At 46.7% G+C, this 22,530-nt stretch carries 25 protein-coding genes; 2 read left to right on the forward strand and 23 right to left on the reverse strand.

What is annotated here, in order from left to right; translation table 11 throughout:
* Positions 1 to 19 precede the first annotated feature (19 nt).
* From glmU to metG, 13 genes are all read right to left on the reverse strand, one after another.
* Entirely contained in the window at positions 20 to 1,393 is a 1,374-nt protein-coding gene (gene glmU, locus Q9R36_RS24925) for a bifunctional UDP-N-acetylglucosamine diphosphorylase/glucosamine-1-phosphate N-acetyltransferase GlmU (protein ID WP_311226063.1), read from the reverse strand.
* Between the two features lie 242 nt (positions 1,394 to 1,635).
* The gene (spoVG, locus tag Q9R36_RS24930) at positions 1,636 to 1,926 is read right to left on the reverse strand and encodes a septation regulator SpoVG (RefSeq protein WP_009336662.1); all 291 of its coding nucleotides are present in this window, start codon (positions 1,924 to 1,926) and stop codon (positions 1,636 to 1,638) included.
* A gap of 227 nt (positions 1,927 to 2,153) precedes the next feature.
* Positions 2,154 to 2,528, reverse strand: a complete 375-nt coding sequence (ridA, locus tag Q9R36_RS24935; protein ID WP_009796173.1) for a 2-iminobutanoate/2-iminopropanoate deaminase — start codon at positions 2,526 to 2,528, stop codon at positions 2,154 to 2,156.
* Between the two features lie 14 nt (positions 2,529 to 2,542).
* Entirely contained in the window at positions 2,543 to 3,370 is an 828-nt protein-coding gene (gene purR, locus Q9R36_RS24940) for a pur operon repressor (RefSeq protein WP_035403610.1), read from the reverse strand.
* 58 nt (positions 3,371 to 3,428) lie between these two features.
* A complete protein-coding gene (ispE, locus tag Q9R36_RS24945; RefSeq protein WP_009796175.1) occupies positions 3,429 to 4,298 on the reverse strand; it encodes a 4-(cytidine 5'-diphospho)-2-C-methyl-D-erythritol kinase in 870 nt (289 codons plus the stop codon).
* A 256-nt stretch (positions 4,299 to 4,554) separates the two neighbouring features.
* Positions 4,555 to 4,725, reverse strand: a complete 171-nt coding sequence (locus Q9R36_RS24950; RefSeq protein ID WP_009796176.1) for a small, acid-soluble spore protein, alpha/beta type — start codon at positions 4,723 to 4,725, stop codon at positions 4,555 to 4,557.
* A 158-nt stretch (positions 4,726 to 4,883) separates the two neighbouring features.
* A complete protein-coding gene (gene veg, locus Q9R36_RS24955) occupies positions 4,884 to 5,147 on the reverse strand; it encodes a biofilm formation stimulator Veg (RefSeq protein ID WP_009796178.1) in 264 nt (87 codons plus the stop codon).
* Positions 5,148 to 5,461: 314 nt separating this feature from the next.
* A complete protein-coding gene (yabG, locus tag Q9R36_RS24960) occupies positions 5,462 to 6,337 on the reverse strand; it encodes a sporulation peptidase YabG (protein WP_022543205.1) in 876 nt (291 codons plus the stop codon).
* Between the two features lie 156 nt (positions 6,338 to 6,493).
* On the reverse strand, positions 6,494 to 7,375 hold the full coding sequence (gene rsmA, locus Q9R36_RS24965; RefSeq protein ID WP_009796182.1) for a 16S rRNA (adenine(1518)-N(6)/adenine(1519)-N(6))-dimethyltransferase RsmA: 882 nt from the start codon (positions 7,373 to 7,375) through the stop codon (positions 6,494 to 6,496).
* Positions 7,368 to 7,928, reverse strand: a complete 561-nt coding sequence (gene rnmV, locus Q9R36_RS24970; protein ID WP_009796183.1) for a ribonuclease M5 — start codon at positions 7,926 to 7,928, stop codon at positions 7,368 to 7,370. The genes rsmA and rnmV overlap by 8 nt, the downstream gene beginning before the upstream one ends.
* A 207-nt stretch (positions 7,929 to 8,135) precedes the next feature.
* Positions 8,136 to 9,329, reverse strand: a complete 1,194-nt coding sequence (locus Q9R36_RS24975; RefSeq protein ID WP_022543204.1) for a G5 and 3D domain-containing protein — start codon at positions 9,327 to 9,329, stop codon at positions 8,136 to 8,138.
* A gap of 268 nt (positions 9,330 to 9,597) precedes the next feature.
* Positions 9,598 to 10,368 (reverse strand): TatD family hydrolase, encoded by a 771-nt coding sequence (locus Q9R36_RS24980; RefSeq protein WP_009796186.1) that lies wholly within the window; start codon positions 10,366 to 10,368, stop codon positions 9,598 to 9,600.
* 151 nt (positions 10,369 to 10,519) lie between these two features.
* Complete coding sequence (gene metG / locus Q9R36_RS24985) at positions 10,520 to 12,481, reverse strand: methionine--tRNA ligase (RefSeq protein WP_009796187.1); 1,962 nt, start codon at positions 12,479 to 12,481, stop codon at positions 10,520 to 10,522.
* 1,050 nt (positions 12,482 to 13,531) lie between these two features.
* On the opposite strand from metG, the gene Q9R36_RS24990 reads away from it, so the two are divergent.
* Positions 13,532 to 13,816, forward strand: a complete 285-nt coding sequence (locus tag Q9R36_RS24990; protein ID WP_009791698.1) for a transition state genes transcriptional regulator AbrB — start codon at positions 13,532 to 13,534, stop codon at positions 13,814 to 13,816.
* A 91-nt stretch (positions 13,817 to 13,907) separates the two neighbouring features.
* On the opposite strand, the gene rsmI is transcribed toward Q9R36_RS24990, so the two are convergent.
* The 10 genes from rsmI to Q9R36_RS25040 form a co-directional block, all read right to left on the reverse strand.
* Positions 13,908 to 14,786, reverse strand: coding sequence for a 16S rRNA (cytidine(1402)-2'-O)-methyltransferase (gene rsmI, locus Q9R36_RS24995; RefSeq protein ID WP_009791697.1), 879 nt, complete (start codon positions 14,784 to 14,786; stop codon positions 13,908 to 13,910).
* On the reverse strand, positions 14,764 to 15,051 hold the full coding sequence (locus tag Q9R36_RS25000; RefSeq protein WP_009791696.1) for a GIY-YIG nuclease family protein: 288 nt from the start codon (positions 15,049 to 15,051) through the stop codon (positions 14,764 to 14,766). The genes rsmI and Q9R36_RS25000 overlap by 23 nt, the downstream gene beginning before the upstream one ends.
* The gene (locus Q9R36_RS25005) at positions 15,041 to 15,781 is read right to left on the reverse strand and encodes a tRNA1(Val) (adenine(37)-N6)-methyltransferase (RefSeq protein ID WP_311226064.1); all 741 of its coding nucleotides are present in this window, start codon (positions 15,779 to 15,781) and stop codon (positions 15,041 to 15,043) included. The genes Q9R36_RS25000 and Q9R36_RS25005 overlap by 11 nt, the downstream gene beginning before the upstream one ends.
* A gap of 58 nt (positions 15,782 to 15,839) precedes the next feature.
* On the reverse strand, positions 15,840 to 16,208 hold the full coding sequence (gene yabA, locus Q9R36_RS25010; protein WP_009791694.1) for a DNA replication initiation control protein YabA: 369 nt from the start codon (positions 16,206 to 16,208) through the stop codon (positions 15,840 to 15,842).
* Positions 16,209 to 16,221: 13 nt separating this feature from the next.
* Positions 16,222 to 17,049: a PSP1 domain-containing protein gene (locus tag Q9R36_RS25015; RefSeq protein WP_009791693.1), complete on the reverse strand. Its 828-nt coding sequence runs from the start codon at positions 17,047 to 17,049 to the stop codon at positions 16,222 to 16,224.
* Positions 17,042 to 18,049: a DNA polymerase III subunit delta' gene (gene holB / locus Q9R36_RS25020; protein ID WP_094769603.1), complete on the reverse strand. Its 1,008-nt coding sequence runs from the start codon at positions 18,047 to 18,049 to the stop codon at positions 17,042 to 17,044. Before holB ends, Q9R36_RS25015 begins: the two co-directional genes overlap by 8 nt.
* A 13-nt stretch (positions 18,050 to 18,062) precedes the next feature.
* Positions 18,063 to 18,503: a YaaR family protein gene (locus Q9R36_RS25025; RefSeq protein ID WP_009791691.1), complete on the reverse strand. Its 441-nt coding sequence runs from the start codon at positions 18,501 to 18,503 to the stop codon at positions 18,063 to 18,065.
* A 25-nt stretch (positions 18,504 to 18,528) separates the two neighbouring features.
* Complete coding sequence (locus Q9R36_RS25030; RefSeq protein WP_009791690.1) at positions 18,529 to 18,858, reverse strand: cyclic-di-AMP receptor; 330 nt, start codon at positions 18,856 to 18,858, stop codon at positions 18,529 to 18,531.
* A gap of 175 nt (positions 18,859 to 19,033) precedes the next feature.
* Complete coding sequence (gene tmk / locus Q9R36_RS25035; RefSeq protein ID WP_022543202.1) at positions 19,034 to 19,669, reverse strand: dTMP kinase; 636 nt, start codon at positions 19,667 to 19,669, stop codon at positions 19,034 to 19,036.
* On the reverse strand, positions 19,662 to 21,122 hold the full coding sequence (locus tag Q9R36_RS25040) for an aminotransferase class I/II-fold pyridoxal phosphate-dependent enzyme (RefSeq protein ID WP_253615964.1): 1,461 nt from the start codon (positions 21,120 to 21,122) through the stop codon (positions 19,662 to 19,664). The genes tmk and Q9R36_RS25040 overlap by 8 nt, the downstream gene beginning before the upstream one ends.
* A gap of 228 nt (positions 21,123 to 21,350) precedes the next feature.
* Here Q9R36_RS25040 and Q9R36_RS25045 point away from each other — a divergent pair, with 228 nt between their 5' ends.
* Positions 21,351 to 21,554: a sigma factor G inhibitor Gin gene (locus Q9R36_RS25045; RefSeq protein WP_022543201.1), complete on the forward strand. Its 204-nt coding sequence runs from the start codon at positions 21,351 to 21,353 to the stop codon at positions 21,552 to 21,554.
* Positions 21,555 to 22,530 lie beyond the last annotated feature (976 nt).

The following is a 22,530-nucleotide window of genomic DNA, read 5'->3' on the forward strand; positions in this document are numbered from 1 at the left end:
CATTAGCTTTTTATCACTATTATTTCTTGTTATTAAGCTTGCTCACATAATCTTCTTTATTCGTCTGCCTTGCACGGGCCACTGCCAGTGCTTCTCCAGGCACATCTTCCGTGATGGTAGAGCCGGCCGCTACATACGCGCCTTTTCCGACCGTTACAGGTGCAACCAGATTGGAGTTGCAGCCAATGAATGCACCGTCTTCGATTTTTGTCAGGAATTTGTTTTTCCCGTCATAATTGACTGTGATTGAGCCGCAGCCGAGGTTCACATCGCTTCCGACTTCCGCATCCCCAATATAACTCAGGTGGGATGCCTTGCTTCCTTTGCCGAAAACAGACTTCTTGATTTCAACGAAATTGCCGACCTTCACTTCATCATGGATATCTGACTGAGGACGGATATGGGCAAACGGCCCAATCGCTACACCACTGCCGATGCTGCTGTCATGGGCGACAGAATGCCTGATAACAGTGGTGTCCCCAATTGTACAGTCCTTGATTTCCGTGTTGGGGCCGATCACGCATTCTGAGCCGATCACCGCAGCCCCCTGGATGACTGTTCCCGGATAGATGACTGTATCCTGGCCGATCACCGCTTCAGGGCTGATATACGTCTGTTTAGGATCGATCAGCGACACACCGTTTCTCATATGCTTCTCATTAATGCGCCTTTTCATGATGCGTTCTGCCTGAGAAAGGGCAACACGGTCATTGACACCCAGTGACTCATCGAAATCGCCTGTTGCGAAGGCTGATACCGTCTCACCTTCAGTTTTCAGGATTTCTATGACATCAGGCAGGTAATACTCTCCTTGGACATTGTCATTGCTGACATTGTTCAGGGCACGGAAAAGCGCTGCGTTATCAAAGCAGTATGTACCTGTGTTGATTTCTGTGATGTTTCTCTCCTGCTCTGTCGCATCCTTATGCTCGACGATTTTCTCGACATGCCCGTTTTCATTCCGTACAATTCTTCCATATCCTGCAGGATCAGGAGCAATGGCAGTAAGGATGGTTGCTTTTGCGCCAGTTTCCTCATGATGGCGGAAGAGCGCCTCCATTGTTTCTGCCTTGATGAGGGGTGTATCCCCGCATACAACGATGGTCACACCCTCTTTACCTTCAAGGGCATCCTTAGCCTGCATGACAGCATGGGCTGTGCCGAGCTGTTCCTCCTGAAGCGCATAGCTGCTTGCATCACCCAGCTGGGATTTGACAAGTTCGGCGCCATGCCCGATGATGGTGACGATTTTTTCTATATGAAGATTCGATACTTGATCCACAACATGCTGAACCATTGGTTTGCCGCAAACGGGATGAAGCACTTTATAAAGCTTTGACTTCATGCGTGTCCCTTGGCCTGCGGCTAAAATTACCGCGAAACGTGTAGACATTTACAGGCCTCCAATTTACCTTTTTATCCATTAAGAATATATCTCAAAAAGCCTTTCATTTCAAGGAATGTTGCCAAAGTACATATTTTTGTCATAAGGAAGATTTTCTGGGAAGGAAATTATTTAAGAAGGATGGTTTATACAGGGGTCTTACAGGGGAAAGGCAATAATAAGGAGCAGGCAGTGAAAATGGCCATAAAAAAGAGCCTGACTAATGAAGTAGGCCCTCGTTGCAATTATACTTAAGAAGCTCCGGCTTCTTCAAATTCAACTTCTAATTCGCCTAAGCGGTGATATTCTGCCAAAACAGCTTCTTGGATCTTGCCGCGCGTTCCGGAATTGATCGGGTGAGCGATATCACGGAACTCTCCATCAGGTGTACGTTTGCTTGGCATTGCGACAAATAGGCCATTATTGCCGTCAATGACACGGATATCATGAACAACAAACTCATGGTCTAAAGTAATTGAAGCAATTGCTCTCATCCGTCCATCTGTATTTACACGGCGCAATCTTACGTCAGTTACCTCCATTTGGTTCACCACCTTTACTAGTAAATAAATTCTAATTTTATTAATTCAACAAATTTTCCAATTCTCCTTCTTGAATGGGAATTTTTTTTTGGGTTTTTTCCCGTGCTCTGGGGAAAAGGAAGCAAAAGGAGGCGCTTACAGAAAGTGCGGACCTTCCACAGCAGTACAAACCGCCTAAATTTACAGGTAATTCAGAAAATATTTTGAGGTAAAAAAAAGCCCCCGTTTTATTTAACGAGCGCTATTACTTCAATTTCAACCAGTGCATCTTTTGGCAGCCTTGCTACTTCCACACAGGAACGGGCCGGCTTGTGCTCTCCGAAATATTCTCCATACACTTCATTGATCTCCGCGAAGTCATTCATATCTTTGATGAAGACCGTCGCTTTTACGACCGTTTCCAGCGAAGCACCCGCTTCCTTCAGTACAGCCTGGAGGTTCTTGAACACTTGGTGTGTCTGCTCCTTGACATTGCCATCCACCATGATGCCTCCGGCAGTCAATGGAATTTGGCCTGAGCTGTAAAACATATTGTTTACGACAATTCCCTGTGAGTATGGTCCGATTGCAGCCGGAGCCATCTCTGTATGAACTTTTTTCATGGCTTCTCCCACCTTTATCCGTTCTTATGCCTGAAATAGTTTCCCTCTGTCACATTGATTTTCTTCTCTTTGACATCCACATCTGCAAGCTGGACAAGAGACAAATATTCATCAACAAGGCGTTCTTCAGCTTTTTCTGCTTCCACCAGGACCGCAATCCCGGCAACATGTGCCTTGAATTCCTCCAGCATGCTGATCATGCCGTTGACCGTACCGCCTGCTTTCATAAAATCATCGACAATCAGCACCTTCGATCCTTCTTCCAGGCTTCTTTTCGAAAGCACCATCGTCTGGATGCGCTTGGCTGACCCTGAAACATAGTTGATGCTCACTGTCGATCCTTCTGTCACTCTGCTGTCTCTCCTGACGATCACGACCGGCACATTTAAGTATGCCCCGACAGCGTAGGCAAGCGGGATCCCTTTTGTTGCCACGGTCATGACTACATCGATATCAGCATCGGCAAAAGCGGAGGCAAAGACTCTTCCCGCCTTCTGGACAATCGCCGGATCGCCGAGGATATCAGTCATATACAGGTAGCCTCCCGGCAGGAGCCTTTCCGGGCTGGCAATGACCTCACAAAGCCCGCTTATAAAAGGGCGTGCCTCATCATCGCTTACCTTTACAGAGTATTTCACTCCACCGGCTGCACCCGGCACTGTCTGAAGGGTGCCGATCCCCCGCTGTTCGAATGTCTCTTTTATAATGGCCAGGTCTTCGCTGATCGAAGATTTGGCAGAGCCGTAACGGTCGGCAAAAAAAGTGAGGGACACCAGCTGCCGGGGATGCTCCAGCAGATAATTCGTCATATCTATTAAGCGCTCGCTGCGGCGAAACTTCATCATTACGAAACCTCCGGAATCCGAATAATTAACGATAATATACCACTAATATACGGATTTAATCAAGCTTATGCTGATCACCCAGCATTCGTACCGCGAAGACCTGATCACAGAAGCCTTTCAGGCCGTTATAAATCCGGTGCATTCTTGAATCATGGTGAACAAGGCCGAACACCGTAGGCCCCGATCCGCTCATCAGCACAGCATCCGCTCCGAACCTTTTCATCTGATCTTTGATTTGTGCGACTTCAGGATAAAGATTGAGCGTCACATCTTCCAATACATTCCCGACATTTTCGCATACGCTGCTGTAATCGCCATCCTTGATCGCCTCTACCATGCCCGCGGTATTCGGATGATGGATCCCTTTCAGATCGAGGCGCCTGTATACATCCGCAGTCGATACCCCGATGAATGGCTTCGCGAGGATCACCCAGCATGTCGGCGGTGCCGGCAGATGCTTAATCATTTCTCCCCGCCCCGTCGCCAGCGCAGTACCGCCATAGACACAGAAAGATACATCTGATCCTATTTCCGCCCCGATCTCTGCAAGCTCATCCAGTGAAAGGCCGAGCCCCCACAGCTTATTCAAGCCTCTCAGGGCTGCTGCTGCGTCGCTGCTGCCGCCGGCAAGCCCTGCCGCGACCGGAATGGTCTTTTCTATCGTAATGGCCACTCCCTGTTTTACCTTGAACCGCTCCTTCAGCAGGGATGCCGCCTGGTATGCGAGATTCCGCTGGTCATCAGGCACAAACCGGTTATGGGAAATGATCCTGATTTCGTCTTTTTTCAATTCAGTCAATTCAAGGCGGTCGGCGAGATCGATCGTCGTCATGATCATCTCCACCTCATGGTAGCCATCCGGCCGTTTATATAATACATCCAGCGATAAATTGATCTTAGCCGGCGCCTTTACTAAAAGCTTCAAAATACCCACCTACTTCTGCTCATTTCAACGTCTCAGTTTTTGTCCTATTTTACCACAAAACAGGGCTTGTAAGACGTTCGAATCAGACATTCTTCAACAAATAAGTAATTTTACCATGCGAATGGGAAAGAGAAAAGGCAGAATGAGCTGTCTGGAAGGGCCTTGGAGCCCCTTAGACGCAAAAAACCCGGGGATTGCCCCCGGGCCCGCAAATGCAGCTGTTTGATTTCAAGCTTGAAGCAGTGAACATCATTTTTTACTGAAGGAGGCTCTGCTGTGCTTTTTCTACCGCCAGTTTCACCATATTGCCGGCATCCTTCGCCCGGATGCCTCCCCAGCCTTCCTTCTGGACAACATCATAGAAGCCGAGCTCTTTCGCCAGTTCTTCCTTGAATCCTTCTGACATGACGCCTTTTCTCCTGCTCAATGCAACATCCCCTTTTTAAGCATTGCGGTATTTTTATTGTAGGCGGCATCAAGCCTGCCCATGCAAACCTATATTTGACTGTTTCTGCGGGAGCAAATTAAAAAGCAGGGGCGGCAAAAATCGTTTTGCCGCCCCTGCTTTTTAGAAAAGGATATATATCAGCTTAAAGCCATATGTCCTGATGCGTCTTCGTAGAAGGTAATTTGAACCGTTTCTGTTAAAACATCTGCATAACTGTAAGATACGCGTTCGAATGCATTTTCATCCTGATCAAGTTCAATCACAAATACAGAGGGATATGTTTCTGCCAGCACGCCTGAACGTTCAATCGTTTTCCTGCGCCCGCCATTGGCTTTAAGCAAAAGCCTTTTCCCCAAATTTGAATCAAGAGCCTTTTTTATGTCCGTTAATGTTTTTGCCATTCGGTCCACCTCACTATGTAAAGTATATCACACTGACACAGTAGAGTCAAATAAAAACATAAATTATAACAGTCTTTAAAAAAGATTGTCAATATATTTTCGTCTACTTTTTATCCTATTTTTCAACATTTTTATCATTCCCTAAAATAAGCGAATTATGTGCCAAATATGAATAAGACAGGAAAACCTTGCTGCTTATCATTTGGGCAGCCTGAAAACAGAGCTGGCGAAAGCCTGTCCTGCCTGACTTAAGCAAATGCCATGACAGTGCCTGAACAAAAAAATAAGCCCGCTCTTATGCCGGCTTATTCCCCTTATTCCGCTCCTTTATTAAACGGCATGCCCGTCCGGAGCACACCTTTTGTCTCTATCCCGCCAAGCCCCTTTTCGCCTGTCAGCGTATTTCGGAGGACGTCCCATACATTAATCCGCTCCATAAAAGGCGTGAAACTGATTTTAGCCACAATATAGACGGGATCAAGGGCATGGATATTGACACGTGATGGCGAGCTTGCAAAATTGGCCCCTGCGTGGATCAGGGATTCGAAATGCGACTGGCAGGCCCCTGCAAATATGACCAGCTGATCCAGATGGGGAATCTTTCTCCGCGCTTCCCTGACCGTCTGGACAAAATGCTTGGAATGGCGGTAAGCATTGATATCGGTCACCTTGCCTTTGGCCTTTGAGTAGGCATCATGCCCTGTGATGACCAGGATATCCGGCCTGTAATAGTCGATGAGCTGGCCTATTTTACTCGGCATCTCTTTTTCATTGCAGTGAATCCCGGTTACCGGGACACCGATCTTCTCATATAGGGAAAGGCATTTCTTTAAATAGGACGGATCACCGTCCAGATGAAGCACCCTGCCCGGGATCTGAAAATAATTGAACGGCTTGCTGTATGCGCCGGTTGCTTCGTATTCCTGCTTCTGCTTCAGGAGGCTCACATCCTGCCTGAACAGATTATAAGACTGTTCCTCAAGGGACTGATACTGCCTTGACATCTTCATCCGCTCTGACTGGTTGATCACAATCAGATCTTCATAAGGCGCATCCGCTATCAGCCTGATATCCTCTCCATACAGAACCGCGAGCTTCCGGCCTTCTTCTTCACGTATATCGATCACCCGAAACATGATGTCACAGTTATATGAAACCCTTCCTACAATATCCATAAGGTTAATGCTCACTGGCGTCACTCCATTAAGCTCCTGTGCCGAGCTGGTCTAATCGCTTCTGGTTCTTTCATAAACTATGCAAATGCCCCTGCACATGTGCCTTCCGGGTGAATGGGCGGCAGCAGGCAAATAAAAAAAGAAGCCCGGCGATTTCCGGGCTCCTGCTCGTTAATTTTTAAAATGGGGATAAAGTTCATCGCTCAGGCGGCCAAACTCCCCGATTGAAAGGGTCTCCCCGCGTCTGGAAGGCTCAATGCCTGCTGTCTCCAATGCAGCAAGGATGGCCTCTTTTTTCTGCTTTCCTTCATGCAGCTGGCTTGTCAGGTTGTTGAGGATGGTCTTCCTTCTTTGAGCAAAGCTTGCCTTTGTCACCTGGAAAAAGAATGCCTCATCCTTCACCAGCACTGGAGGCTGCTCCCTCCTCGTCAGCCTGATCACGGCCGAGTCGACATTCGGCTGCGGAACAAATACAGTCTTGGGAACGATCATGACCGTTTCTGCTTCTGTATAATACTGGACGGCAATTGAAAGCGATCCATAGTCCTTTGAGCCCGGCTTGGCCGAAATGCGGTCAGCCACTTCCTTCTGGAGCATGCAGACGATCCCGCGGATCGGCAGTTTTTCCTCCAGGAGCTTCATGATGATCGGAGTGGTCACATAATACGGGAGATTGGCAACCACCATCAGATCCTGGCCCGGTGCAAACCTTTCCTCGATTGTGGTTTTAACATCAGCCTTTAGGACATCCTGATGGATCACTTCAGCATTCGGATAAGGTGCGAGCGTTTCCTTCAGGATCGGAAGGAGCCTCTGGTCAATTTCAAAGGCGACCACTTTTTCGCTCCGCTTGGCCAGCTGCTCTGTGAGTGCCCCAATGCCGGGCCCGATCTCAATTGCTCCTGAACCTTCCCGGAGCTCGGCATGGTCGACGATCCGGTTCAGTATATTGGTGTCTATCAGGAAGTTCTGCCCCAGGCTCTTTTTAAAGCTGAAGCCGTATTTTTCAAGTATGGCACGTGTTCTAAGTGGTGTTGCGATATCTTTATGCATGGCGCTCCTCCTGGTCGATCGCTTCAATGGCAGATGCAAAGTCTTCTTTCGGGACCTGGAACATCATCAGTCTCTTATGAAGCTGTTTTCCGTTAGTATACCCAATCTTAAGAAGCCTTCCCAGCTTCTCCCTGCGCTCCCTCGCGCTGCTCCCGCCGATGAGGCCGGCCAGGATCAAATCTTCCTGGGTAATTTCCTCCCGGGCTGTTTCCTGCATAGTCTGGGCCTCCCGGAGTGCTTTCCTGATCGTCTCAGGGGAAGCGTGCTCGACCCCCAGGCCTCTCCCCGACTTCGGCAGTGCATCCGTCTTATCTATGAAAGCATGCTTGCAGCCAGGCACATGGCGGGTGATGCTATCACGGATCTTCTGGCCCGGGAAGTCCGGATCCGTCAGAACGATGACACCCCTCTTGCTTTGAGCATGCTTGATTCTTTCCAGAGTTGCCGCATTGATGGCTGAACCGTTCGTTTCAATCGTGTCAGCATTGACCGCCCTCTTTATAGCCGTCGTATCATCCTTGCCTTCCACTACAATGATTTCTTTAATCTTCATTGGTCCTCCAAAATTAAAATGAAAAATTTGATAAAAACTTGAAACATTTTTGTAATCTGAATCGTCTAATAGTATGAGTAACAATAAAAACAATCCGTCTGTGTTTTATTATATATTACCGAATCGCCGGGAAAAAATCATTCCGCATTGCCAGACTCCGCTAAACCAACAAAAAAACAGGAGAAATTCTTCCCCTGCATAAATCGTTTAGTCTAATATTTTGATTTTAACCGTCTTTCTTCCCCACCGGTATGCATCCGACTTGGAAGCAAAGAATACATCGATTTTATTGCCCTTAATGGCAGAGCCGGTATCGGCTGCCACTGCATAGCCATATCCTTCGACATAGACTTTCGTGCCTAGCGGGATTACCCGCGGATCAACGGCGATGACTTTTATGCCTGGGTTTGATTTAAGATTGATCCCTGTAGCGGTTATGCCCGAGCATCCGCTGCAGCTTGGAGTATATGCAGTAGAGGAAACATACATCTCCCTGCCGGACTCGCTTGAGCCCGCTCCGCGGGAAACAGCAACCCTCTGCGCCATAACCTTCGTGCCGACAGCAACAATCTTATCCTTTTTCTCTTTTACTTTCTTTTCACTGAGCAATTTTCTGGATGTTTCTTTTCCGTTTTCCAAAACAACTTCATACTGCCTTGATAAAAGGCCTTCCTGCCCGTGGGAGACAACCTGTTCCTTCCCCTTGGCAAGGCTGGCGTCCTTCTTTGTAACCACGGCATAACTGATTGGTTCTTCCACTACATCGGTGACTTTTTCAACTCGAATGACATTGACAATGGCATTTTCCTTGACTGTCTCTTCTAGCTTTGGTTCAACACGGTCCATATTGTTTAGTGTAATTCCCTGCTGCGATAAAAAGTCAGCGACCGTAGTCGAAGTTGACCACATTTGTTGTTTCTTGCCGCCCTCAATGAGCGTCAACGCAAAAGCTTTTTCCACTTCTATCTTTAAATCGTCCTTAATTCCCTCATCCGGCTTCGGATTGACTTTATCGTGCTCTGAAAGTGCAATATTCTGCTCCTTTAAAAGCCCGCCAACCGTATCAGCCGTTGTCCAAATCGTTTTCTTCCCGCTGCTGTCTGTCAGTTGAACCTGTTTTGCCGGCTCCCATACTACCTCTAAGCCGTCCTTTACCTTTGTGCTTCCCGAGGGAAACAGATAGTCTTCTGAGCGAAGGGATATTTCCAGATCATCGAATATATCTTGAACTGTATCTGCATGTGTTTTGATGACTTTGTCCTGGCCATTCATGGAAACTGCTACTGTTTTTTTCGTGGTTTCAAAAATCATGAACCCGGCAGCTGCCGAAAAAACTATTAAACTAGCAACCATGACGGTCAGTTTTTTCTTACTCAAAGACTTGGAAAACAGGTTTTTCATGTTCTCAATCGCGATGAAAAACGCCTCCTTTTCTCTTCGGAGTGATTATATAGAGTATCTTGCCGGCTGTCAACTCAAACACTTTTCTCTCATTTTGCTGCTTTCCTGGGCGGGAGGGGGAAAACGTATTTCCTATTATGCAAAAAAAACAAGAGAAAGGAAAGAGAGACTTATCGACACGGTTATCCTATGACGAAAAGGAGGCGTGTAGAACTTTTAAGAATTGGACTTAATAGGGACAAGCTCCCCCATGAATCGACAAAAACGCTTAGCGGTTGATGCCGAATAATCTTTTTGCATTTTCCGTTGTCGCTTCTGCCACTTCTTTGAATGCCAGCCCTTTCAGTTCGGCAATCTGCTCAGCCACCAGCTTAACATAGGCAGGCTCATTCCTTTTTCCCCGGTAGGGATGCGGAGCAAGATAAGGGCAGTCGGTTTCAATCAATAGCTTTTCAAGAGGAACTGCCTCTGCGACTTCCTTCGGTTTTTTCGCATTTTTGAAGGTTACCGGGCCACCGAGAGAAATATAGAAATTCATATCAAGGCATTCCTTAGCCACTTCGACACTCCCGCTGTAGCAATGCATGATGCCGCCGACCTCTCCCGCTCCCTCTTCCCTCAGGATTTCCACAACATCAGCCGTTGCGTCCCGATTATGGATGACGATCGGCAGCTTAACTTTCTTCGCCAGCCTGATCTGCCTTCTGAATACATCCTTCTGGACATCCTTCGGCGATTTATCCCAATGATAGTCAAGCCCCATCTCCCCGATTGCCACTACTTTTGGATGGGCAGCCAGCTCCTCGATCCAGGCCAGGTCCTCATCAGTCATATCAATAGCATCGACAGGATGCCAGCCGACACATGCAAAAATAAAATCATAGGCTTCTGCCAGCTCCATGGCTTTGGTGATTGTCGGGCGGTCAAAGCCGACAACCACCATATGGGAGACACCTTCTGCCTGCGCCCTCCCGATCACTTCTTCCAGATCTTCCTCAAACTGTTCGGCATTCAAATGTACATGCGTGTCGAATAACATAGAAAAACTCCTTACTAGAGAAAATATTATATTTACATCTCTATTATTTCATTTATGTTACAAAATATTTTTCCTGTCCTTAAATGAAAGAAAACATAGGGCTGTCCGACGCTTATGAAACGCAAAACATCCCTATGTCCATTCTACTGGCTTATTTTACACGCGCTCCGTTTGGCAGTGACTCGGCAATAGTCGCAAGTGACAGCGCTCCGTCCTCGCTTCCGGCCAGGATCATACCTTCTGAAAGCTCGCCCCGCAGCTTAACCGGCTTAAGGTTGGTCACACAGATAACCTTGCGGCCGACAAGCTCTTCCGGCTTATAGAATTTTGCAATCCCGGAAACTACCTGCCTCTTTTCATACCCAAGATCAAGCTGAAGCTTTAGAAGCTTATCCGCTTTCTTGACCGGCTCAGCCGAAATGACTTCAGCTACCCGCAGGTCCAGCTTCATAAAATCATCAATTGTGATTTCCTCGCTGTCCGGCTTCTCAGGCACCTTCTTCTCTTCTGCTGCAGGAGCTGGTGCGCTTCCCTGCATTTTTTCTTTAATGTATTCCACTTCTTCTTTCATATCAAGCCTTGGGAAGATCGGGTCTCCTTTGACTACCTTCGTATTCTCCGGAATCAGGCCGAACGTCTCGAGGCTTTCCCATGATGTCAGCTCTTCTGTATTCACATTCAGCTGATTGAAGATTCCATCCGGCGTGCGTGTCAGGAAAGGCTTCAGCAATACGCCGGTCCTTCTCAGAGACTCAGCCAGGTGGAACATCACATTGCCCAGCTCTTCCTTGCGTGCTTCGTCCTTCGCAAGCACCCATGGCTGTGTTTCATCGATGTACTTGTTCGTCCTGCTCACAAGCTGCCACACAGATGAAAGGGCTACAGAGAATTCCATCTTTTCCATCGCTTCTTCATACTTGGCGACTGTTTCTTTGTTCATATCAAGCAGCTGCTTGTCAAACTCGCCTTCAGATCCTTGATAGGCAGGTATCGTTCCGTCAAAATACTTCTCGATCATTGCCACCGTACGGTTAAGCAGATTGCCCAGGTCATTTGCCAGGTCGAAATTGACCCTCTCAACAAATCCTTCCGGTGTAAAAACACCATCAGCGCCGAACGGCACTTCGCGAAGGAGGTAATAGCGGAGGGAATCCAGTCCGTAGCGGTCAATCAATGTAACAGGATCAACGACATTCCCTTTGGATTTGGACATTTTCCCATCCTTCATCAAAAGCCAGCCATGGGCAAATACCTTCTTTGGCAGCGGCAGATCCAGCGCCATCAGCATGATTGGCCAGTAGATCGTATGGAAACGGACAATTTCCTTGCCGACCAGATGGACATCCGCAGGCCAATAGTTCAGATATTTGGAGTCGTCTTCTGTTCCGTAGCCAAGGGCCGTAATATAGTTGGAAAGCGCATCGATCCATACATATACCACATGCTTTGGATTGTCCGGCACTTTTACGCCCCAGTCAAAGGTTGTCCTTGAAACAGCCAGGTCCTCAAGTCCAGGCTTGATGAAATTGTTGATCATTTCATTCTTGCGTGATTCTGGCTGGATGAAATGCGGATTTTCTTCATAATACTTAAGCAGCCTGTCTGCGTATTTGCTCACCTTGAAGAAATAGGATTCTTCCTTCACTTTATTGACAGGGCGTCCGCAGTCAGGGCAGTTGCCGTCAACCAGCTGGCGTTCTGTGAAGTATGATTCACAAGGCGTACAATACCAGCCTTCATATTCTCCCAAATAAATATCGCCCTGCTCAAGCAGGCGGGCGAAAATCTTTTCAACCACCTGTTTGTGGCGATCCTGGGTCGTGCGGATGAAATCATCATAGGAGATGTCCAGCTTGCTCCACAGGTCCTTGATGCCATCGACGATCTCATCAACATACTCCTGCGGCGTTACGCCTTTTTCTTCAGCTTTCTGCTGAATTTTCTGTCCATGTTCATCCGTACCGGTCAAATACATTACATCATAGCCGCGCAGGCGCTTATAGCGGGCCATCGCATCTCCGGCCACTGTTGTGTAGGCATGGCCGATATGCAGATTTCCGCTCGGATAATAGATCGGGGTTGTAAGATAAAAGGTCTTCAATTTTCCTTCCATTGGTTTCCCTCCTGTTAATGTTCAGCAAAGTAAGAGCAAGCAAAAGAAACAAGCTCGTCCATCTATTTGACATGGCATCTCAGGCCCTGAATGCAAAAAATCCCGCCCTTTCCAGGACGAGAGCGAAAATCAGCCTAGCATGCCCGCAATCAAGCAAATTCACTATGTTTTCTATACTCGTCAGCATAGCCTCTTATACCCTCAAAATATACCTAAAAATATCAAATAGTGCAACTAAGAAAGGCGGAAGCGGCTTGCCCAGAGCCGACAAGCATAAGACGCGGCAGAATAAAAGGCGTTCTTTGCCTTTAATTCTGCCGTGGCTTATGACTCGAGGCTCTAGCCGCTGGAGCTGGACATAAGAAAGGCGGAGGCGACTTGCAATTTAAGGAACGGAGGCTAAATACGCCACGTCCTGTGGCAACGCCTGCATGACCCACATCCTGTGAGCCCAGCATAAGACGCTTTGGAATTGAAGGCGTTCTTTGCCTTCGGTTCCAAAGTGGCTTATGACTCGAGCACCTAGGAGCCGGAGCTGGACAAGAAGAAAGGCGGAGGGCGCTTGCTCAGCCCCGACAAGCTTAACACGAGCAGAGCGGAAGGTTGTTCTTTAACCTTCTGATCTGATTGGCTTAGGACTCGAGGGGCTAGCGCCGGGAGCTGGACATGAAGAAAAGCGGCTTGCCCAGGTCTGAAGCTCCCCCTTCCATCCCCAAAAATCCGAAACCAAGCACGAAGTATATATTATGAAGCGTTTCGACATTATTGTAGAATTTTGTCGAATGATGTTATCATAGTATAAATTTATACTCTTAATTCAAAATAATCTTCAGAACAGCTCTCTGCCAAAAATGTGTCTCTCCAGCCACAAAACCCTGATATAGCAACTTTCTTCATCGCCTAAAAATTTCTAAAAAAATTTGATTTAAAAGTAATTGACGGATTTGGGAATGGCTGGTATTATGTAATCTATAAGAATTTTGTCGAATAATGACGAATCTATAGATAGAGAAAAAGAAAATAGTGGAGATATGAGAGGAGATTTTTAATATGAAATCTACAGGTATTGTTCGTAAGGTTGATGAGCTGGGACGCGTAGTTATTCCGATTGAGTTAAGACGTACACTTGGCATCGCCGAAAAGGACGCTCTTGAAATCTATGTTGATGATGAGCGCATCATTTTGAAAAAATATAAGCCAAACATGACTTGCCAGGTTACCGGCGAAGTCTCTGATGATAACATCACACTTGCAGGCGGCAAGCTGATCCTGAGCCGTGACGGTGCAGAGCAGCTGCTGAAAGAAATCCAAAGCACATTTGAAACTGCAAAATAATAAAAGTATAGTCACTTGCGCTCTGTGTAAGTGTAATACTTTTTGATACTATATGAAAAGAAAAAAGCTTCCATATACCGGAAGCTTTTTTCTATTGCTCAATATGATAGGCGCTGTAAACTTCTCTTTTATTCAGGCTCCTATCCTTCGCTGTCTGCTTAATGGCATCCTTAGAGCTCATTTCCTTCACAGATATATAGTGCTTCACATGCTCTTCAATGGAAAGCTGCTCCCACCACATATCTTCTTCCGCTGATTCTCCCTCCGGGTTCCCCTCCAGGATAATACAGAATTCTCCTCTGACTTCATCAGATTCTGCCCATTCCGCCAGCTCTGAAAGGCTGCCCCGGATGAATTCTTCATATCTCTTTGTAAGCTCCCGGCATAGAACGGCCTGGCGTTCGCCTAACTGCCCGCTCATCAGCTGCAGTGTTTCCTTCAGGCGATGCGGGGATTCATACAGGATAATGGTTGCATCCATTTTAGCGAGCTTTTCCAGCTCCTGCTTTTTTTCTTTTTTCTGTCTGTTCAGGAAACCATAGAAATAAAAAGGCTGCGAGGCAATGCCTGAAGCAATGAGAGCCGTCAGTGCAGCATTTGCCCCTGGAAGCGGAACAACAGTCAGCTGGTGTTCAAGCGCCTTTACGACCAGGTCATAGCCTGGATCCGAGATAGTCGGCATCCCGGCATCACTCACCACGGCAACCGCTGATCCCTCTTCAAGCATCTGAATAATCTTTTCACCGCTATGGCCTTTATTATGCTCGTGATAGCTGATGACAGGCGTTTCTATTTCAAAATAATTGCAAAGCTTCTTTGTATTACGTGTATCCTCAGCTGCAATATAATCAGCCTCTTTCAGCATCCGCACGGCCCGGAAGCTCATATCCTCCAGGTTTCCAATCGGCGTCGGCACCAAATAAAGCGTACCCTTCTTATAATCATTGCTAAAGCTCTTTTGCTGCCACATCCAAATCACCTGTTTCCTTCATTAGAAAGTCTTCTTTCTTTTTTCTGCTTAACTGCTTGAATTGATATTCTGCCCTCATCGCTTCAGTTTTTCCTGAAAAGACCTGATGGTAGACTAGCACAACCGGTCCCCGCCCCCTTGTATATTTAGCCGCCTTCCCTTCATTATGAAGCCTGACCCGCCTGTCGAGATCATTGGTGTAGCCGGCATAGAGGCTGCCATCCCTGCATTTTAAAACATAGAAGTAATGTGCATCATTTTCCATATAACATCTCACTGATTTCCGGTGTATATTCATGATCTTTATTATAGATATAAAGCGGCGGCAGCACCTTCAAATCCGGGCTCCCCTGCTTGACCCCTTCAACAAGGAGCATATTGGCTTCTTTGCCCTGTTTCGGATAAACAAACTGGAGACGCTTCGGCTCAAGCTTATACTGCCTCATCAGAGTGACCATATCAAGGAGCCTTCCTGGCCTGTGGACAAAAGCCGCCTTTCCTCCCTGCTTCAGCAGCTGACTTGAGACGCGCACCACATCCTCCAGTGTGCACAGAATCTCATGCCTGGCAATGGCAAGATGTTCATTGGCATTAATCTGATCTTTGGCTGGGGTAAGGAAATAAGGCGGATTGCATGTTACAATATCATACTTCCCGTGCCCAAGCAGGGCCGGCATCTCCTTTATATCCCCATGAATCATTTTAATCCTGTCTTCAAGCCCATTGTACTCTACGCTCCTCACAGCCATATCATGGAGCCTCTCCTGGATTTCCACTCCGGTGATCTGCCCTTTTGTCCGGCTGCTCAAAAACAGCGGGATTACACCATTCCCGCTGCACAGATCAATCAGGTTCCCTTTCTGGATCGGCACATAAGAAAACCTCGCCAGCAGGACTGCATCCAGGGAAAAAGAAAACACAGACGGGCTCTGGATGATGCGCAGCCTTTCAGCAAGCAGATAATCCAGCCGCTCATCCCCTTTTAAATTCAGCATACAATTTCCTCCGATAAACATTGTAAAAAGAGCCTTCCCGGCAAAAGGAAGGCTTACATTATTTCTTATTAAGGAAGGAAAGGCAGAAAAGGCAATCCCCTTCTTTGCGCGGGCTCCCAAAATGCAGATTGCAAATATGGAAACCTTCCTGGTAAAGCCTTGCAAGATTGTCATAGCCTTCACCAATATCGATGACTTTATCATCCTGCTGCGGCTTGCTTTTCCCTTTCTTGTCTTTCTTCCTGTTGGACTGTTGCTCTGCCGTTGTTTCCAGCCGGCGCCTTAAATGGTCATTCTCCAGCTTCAGGGAATTATTCTCCTCAAGTATCTCTGCCAGATGCTGTTTAAGCTCGCCAAGCTGTGTATACAGTTGTCCGATTTGGGTTTCCATATTGATCACGGAGTCAAAAATTTCTTTTTTATCCACGCGTTCCACCTCATTAATCTGTGGATTGTACCGAAACAGCACCTTCTGTCAGCACTTCGTCCAGCGTATATTCAAGGACACGCTCCTGGTCTCTCACTTCCACTTGCAGAACGCGTTCTAAAATATTGAGCCCAACCACTTTGCCGCGGCCCTGTGGAGTATTGATGACCGCTCCTATATCCGGCAGCTGCTCTTTCGCAGACTCATACTCATCATTCTCGTACTTCAGGCAGCACATGAGACGTCCGCACAGTCCGGATATTTTAGTTGGGTTAAGGGAAAGGTTCTGGTCCTTTGCCATCTTGATCGACACCGGATCAAAATCCCCCAGGAAGGTAGAACAGCAAAGCATCCTACCGCATGGTCCTATGCCACCGAGCATCTTAGCTTCGTCCCGAACACCAATTTGGCGCAATTCGATCCTTGTCCGAAAGATCGCTGCCAAGTCCTTTACAAGCTCCCGGAAATCTACTCTTCCGTCGGCTGTAAAGTAAAAAATCACTTTATTTCGATCAAATGTATATTCAACATCAACAAGCTTCATATCAAGCTGATGAGTGCTGACTTTTTCACAGCACACCTCATAGGCTTCATGTGCAGCTTCCTTGTTTTCCTCAACAATCATCCGATCCTTTTGATCTGCAATTCTCAGAACTTTTTTCAATGGAAGGACAACATCGTTCTCATCCACTTGCTTCCGGGCAATTACTACTTTTCCGTACTCTACGCCCCGGACTGTTTCCACGATTACAAAGTCGTCCTTTTGAATTGAGAGATCTCCGGGATCGAAGTAATAAATCTTCCCGGCTTTCTTAAACCGTACTCCCACTACATCATACAAATGAAGATCCCTCCTGCAATTTTAACACAAGCTGTTCCATCAACAGCTGCGGATTCATATTTGCGTGCAGCTTTCTTTTTGCCTCCAAAATGGCTGTCATCTGCTCGGTCAGACGACGTCCGGACGTTTGTAATGCATATTGCTCTAAACGGTTCATCTCGTTTAGATAAACAGCCTGTCCCTTTTTCCCAAGCTGTATATATAGTAAATCCTTAAAGATAAGTATCAGCAAATCCAAACCGCGATCAAACTGCTCTTTCTCTTTAAAGTGCAAAAACCATTCTTCCTGCAGTGCAACCATCGCCTCTAAAGGATTCTTTTTCAGCACTTCATATAATTTTAACACTATTTTTTGTGCTTGTGCAAACCAATCATCACTGGAGAGAGCGATTGCTTCATCCAAATTATTGGTTAATTGGGCCAATAATGGCGCCATTTGCGGGCTTACACCGTTTTCCGCAAGCTGCGCTTCCATATTTTGGGGCGTGAGCGGAATGAATGAAATGGTCTGGCAGCGGGACAAAATGGTCGGCAGCATCCTTTGTCCCTGTTCGGTCATCAGGATGGCGACAGAGTCAGAGTTCGGCTCCTCCAGAAACTTGAGAAGGCTGTTCGCCGCATTTACCGTCATTTTATCGGCATGATTGATCATATAAAGCTTGCGCTTCGACTCCACTCCTGTTTTCGAGAACTCCTCCTGAAGCGCCTGTATCTGATGCTTTTTAATTGAAAGCCCATCAGGCTCCAGCAGATGTATGTCCGGATGGTTGCCGCTGTTGATCCTCCTGCAGTTCGTGCAGTCTTCACAGGGGATATAGCCGCCCTCCGGCCTTTCGCAGAACAGGCTTTTTGCCAAAAGAAGCCCGGCATCCTTCTTGCCGGTCCCCCTCATCCCTTCAAATAAATAGGCGTGGGCAAGCCGGTCCTTCTGTATGCTGTTTTTGAATAATTTCAATACGGCAGGCTGAAGCCTCTCCAGCTGCTCCCACGTTTTTGCCAAACTGATCACTCACCTACATATATATATTAATGAGCAGTCCTTTGATTTCCCCGATTTTCCCGAGAATACCGATGGACTGCTTTTCCTTCTTCATGACTTCCTCCGTCAGATCGGCCAGCTTCTGATCAATGGTCTCCACAATCTTTAAAGACCGGCCCTGTCCATACTGGTTCCAGCTGTGGGACTGGTTCAGCTCCATCCCATAATCCACTGTTTCCTTCACAAAACGTTTGACAAGTGTTTTAAACTTGGCAAGATCCTTGAAATTGCGCGATCTCCCCAGGCGTTCCCCGGCAGAGTCGATATCCTTCAAAAGCCCCTGAAGCTGGGCCATCTGCATTTTTTGGTCCTGCTTCTGGACAAGCTGCTGGAACTTTGCCCCATCGCCTGGCTGAAGCTTTTGATCCTGCTTAACCTTATCAAGGTTAAGGCGCAAATCCTGATTTATTTTCAAAGCGATCGTCTCCTGTTATCCCTTATTAAAACTGATGGAAGCTTTCAACCGGCAGAACAAATACTGTCGCACCGCCCACTTCGACCTCAACCGGATACGGCACATAAGAATCGGCATTCCCGCCCATCGGCGATACTGGCGCCACCAGCTGGTCGCGCGCACTGCAGCTGTCCTTTATGACCTGCAGGGCCTTGTCCACCCGGATATCATCTGTACCAATCATAAAGGTCGTGTTGCCCGCTTTTAAAAAACCGCCGGTGCTCGCCATCTTTGTTGCCCTGAAATTATGCTCCACTAACGCACTCATCAGCTTATTGCTGTCCTGATCCTGAATAACGGCTAATATTAGCTTCATCTATTGTCACGTCCTTTAAAAAGTGTTTTTCCGCGTGTATCTATCTATATTATAGCAAGAATTCTGTCTATAAACAGCGTCTATTCAGGAGCAATGAAATAAATCCGTTCTCTAAAGAACAAAAATATTTTCCTGAAAAGGAGAAAAGGCCCCATGAGGCCCTTTCGTTCAGAATCTATTTATCTGCAAACAGCGATTTCAGCCTGGCAGATGCCAGCTGGTAAACCTCTTCCACAGGAAGAGAAGCATCTATGCGGCTAATCCTATCCGGGAATTTTGCAAGCAGGATCTCATAGCCTTCCCGTACCTTCGTATGAAATTCCAGGCTCTCCAAATCCAGCCGGTTCACTTCCCGGCCTTGATTCCGGCCGATCCTCTGGAGGCCGGAAGCCGGATCAATATCAAAATATAAGGTCAGCTCAGGCATCATGCCTTCAATGGCGAAATGATTGATCGAATAGACCTCATCAATCCCAAGCCCCCGGGCATATCCCTGATAGGCAAGCGAGCTGTCAATAAAACGGTCGCACAGGACGATATAGCCTTCATCAAGAGCAGGCTGCACCTTCTCTGCCAAGTGCTGCCTTCTCGCTGCTGCATAAAGAAGCGCCTCTGTCCGAGGATCCATTGCTGTATTCTTTGTATCCAGGATAACAGCCCTGATCTGCTCAGCGATTTCAATGCCGCCCGGCTCCCTCGTCTGCATCACTTTATATCCTTCATCAGCGAGCCCGCTCGCCAGCATATTGATAATAGTCGTCTTGCCGGCTCCCTCAGGACCTTCCGCTGTTATAAATAAACCTTTATCCATCATGTTCCTCCTGCTTACATTCTGCTTGTAAAGCATATATGCTGATTTGATTTTTATCTAAATGGCTGCCGCCCTGGAACCTTGCACCGCTTGCCTGTAAAAGCCGGATGCTCTTCACATCCTCTTCTGATATCACTTCACCGGGAAAAAGGAGCGGAATACCTGGAGGATACGGAATGATCAGCTCTGCGCATATCTTTCCTGCCGCCTCCTCCATGGATACTGCTTTTCTGCTCATCCCCATCAGGTCCTGGGCATTCACGGCAAGGGTCGAAACAGATGGCTTTTGAAAATAATTCACTTTTGCAGTCTGGCCCTTCCTTTTTCCGGACATGGCCTTCTCCGTTTTAAAAATAATCTCTTTAAAAGGAAAATCCATATCCTTCTTTAAGAGCGGGAGGACAAACACGACATTATAGGGATCCGCCATTTCAGGATAAATCCCCTCGTCCTCCAGCAGGCTCTGCAGCTCAAAGCCGGACAACCCTTCAGGCTGGATCACAACTTTCAGCGGGTCTCCTGCACCTTCTTCATATTCCAGCACCAGCAGGCCGCTTATGCCGGCAAGCCCGCGCCTGAATGATTCTATACGCTCAAGGAGGATTTTATCATCCTCTTCTGTAAATGTTTCTAAATAATGCCTGGCACCATCCAATGATGCCATGATCGGATAAGAAGGGCTGCTGGACTGCAGCATCTGCAAATATTCCCTTGCTCCCTCATAACCGATGAGCCGGCTATTATAATGGAGATAAGCACCCATCGTCATGGCAGGGAGCGTCTTATGGGCTGACTGCACCACGAAATCAGCCCCCAGCTCCACTGCTGACTTCAGCCGGGACATTTTAATCAGATGAGCCCCATGCGCCTCATCCACCAATACAGGTATCCCATGCTGATGGGCTTTATGGATGATTGCCTGCAAATCAAATACCATGCCATAATAGTTCGGATAAGTCAGGATGATTGCTTTAGCATCAGGGTGAAGGCTGATAGCTTTTTCCACCGTCTCTGGAGCAATGCCGCCGGCCACCCCCCAGTCACCATTATACTCCGGCCCCAGGAAAACAGAAGATGCCTTGGCAAGACGTATCCCATTCAAAACGGACTTATGGCAATTCCGCTGCACAAGGACCGTCTCGCCTTCCTTCACAGTCCCAAGGATCATGGCAAGGTTTCCAACAGTCGACCCATTTATTAAAAAAGAGCTCTCTTTAGCTCCATACAGCTTGCTTGCTAAGAGTTCTGCTTCTTTGATGGCACCTGAAGCAGCATGGAGATCATCCAGACCGGACAATTCCGTCACATCCAGCTTCAGTGCCTCTGCGTAGGCCTCTTGGCTTCCTTTATATAAAAGGCCATTCTTATGTCCCGGGACATGCAGGGAAATGCTGTCCCTACCTATATGATCCAGCAGCCTGCCGTAAAGGGGAATATTATTATAGTCATTCATTGTTATCACCAGATTGTTAGATTCTTCACCTATTTTATCAGACCACATCTTAAAAAGATAATGCGTCCCCTAAATAAAAATAAGCTGTTGCCAAAAGAATTGCCTATAGACATACACCCGGAAGCGAAGCAGAACATACAATAGAAAACATGTAAATACCCTCGAGACTTTTCAAAAAATTGTATTATTTTTTGCACAATGGACAGAATAAGAGGTGGAGGTGGAGATATGGATTCTTTATTGGCAAACAATCAGATGAAGAAAACCTGTGTCATTTGCGAAGAGGATAAAACAAGGGGCATACATTTATATACTTCTTTCATCTGCACAGATTGTGAATCTGATCTGATTAACACCGACACGGACAATCCAAAATATAAATATTATCTAAAGAAACTGCGGAAAGTAAATACACCGGAAATATTCTCGTAGAAGCTGATGCTTCTTTTTTTTGTGGTTTTTTGAACGAAAGCAGCCATTTTGACATTGTGTCCATGGCGGCCGCAGCAGGCAATCACATTTGAAGGCAGAGTGTGGGGTTGGACAGCAGGGTTATATTTGTTAGTCTAGTTGGGGTGTTGGTGGATTATCTTGCGAATTGATTATTCATGGTTAAAGCTGCTGTATTCAACGATATGTTAAGCAAGGACGCAGAGCAATTCGCCCGTCCGGCATGCATTTATGAAAACAGCTGCCGGCTATAGTTGGATTTAAGGCCAAATGGTAAATTAGTTGGGGATTTCGGTAAATTAATTGGCCATTTGATTAAATAAATTGCTGAGTCGGTAGATTATCGAGCCAAATGATTAAATTCACAGTTTAAGCAGCTGCTCACCTGATTATTCTGATCAAATACTCAGCTTTAATGCCCATCATTAATGCTTTTTCCAGCAATATTTATGAAAGCAGCTGCCGGCTGTAGTTGGATTTAAGGCAAATGGTAAATTAAATGGAGATTTCGGTAAATTAATTGGCCATTTGATTAAATAAATCGCAAAGTTGGTAGATTATCGAGCCAAATGATTAAATTCACAGTTTAATCAGCTGCTCACCTGGTTATTCTGATCAAATACTCAGCTCTAATGCCCATCATTAATGCTTTTTCCAGCAATATTTATGAAATTAGCTGCCGGCTATAGTTGGATTTAAGGCAAATGGTAAATTAATTGGGGATTTCGGTAAATTAACTGGCCATTTGATTAAATAAATTGCTGAGTCGGTAGATTACCGAGCCAAATGATTAAATTCACAAACAAAGCAGCTGCTCTCCCCAATATTCTCGACGAAAACCTGCTCATTTCCCCCACGCCGTCACTAATTTCCGCCCAAGAACCCTTTTCTTATTAAAACCTTCTCCATTTCACTAAAAACAGCACAAAAAAAGAACAGTCCCACAGACTGTTCTTCG

This window comes from Bacillus sp. AG4(2022) (genome assembly GCF_031844465.1).
Lineage (GTDB): Bacteria > Bacillota > Bacilli > Bacillales > Cytobacillaceae > Bacillus_AB > Bacillus_AB infantis.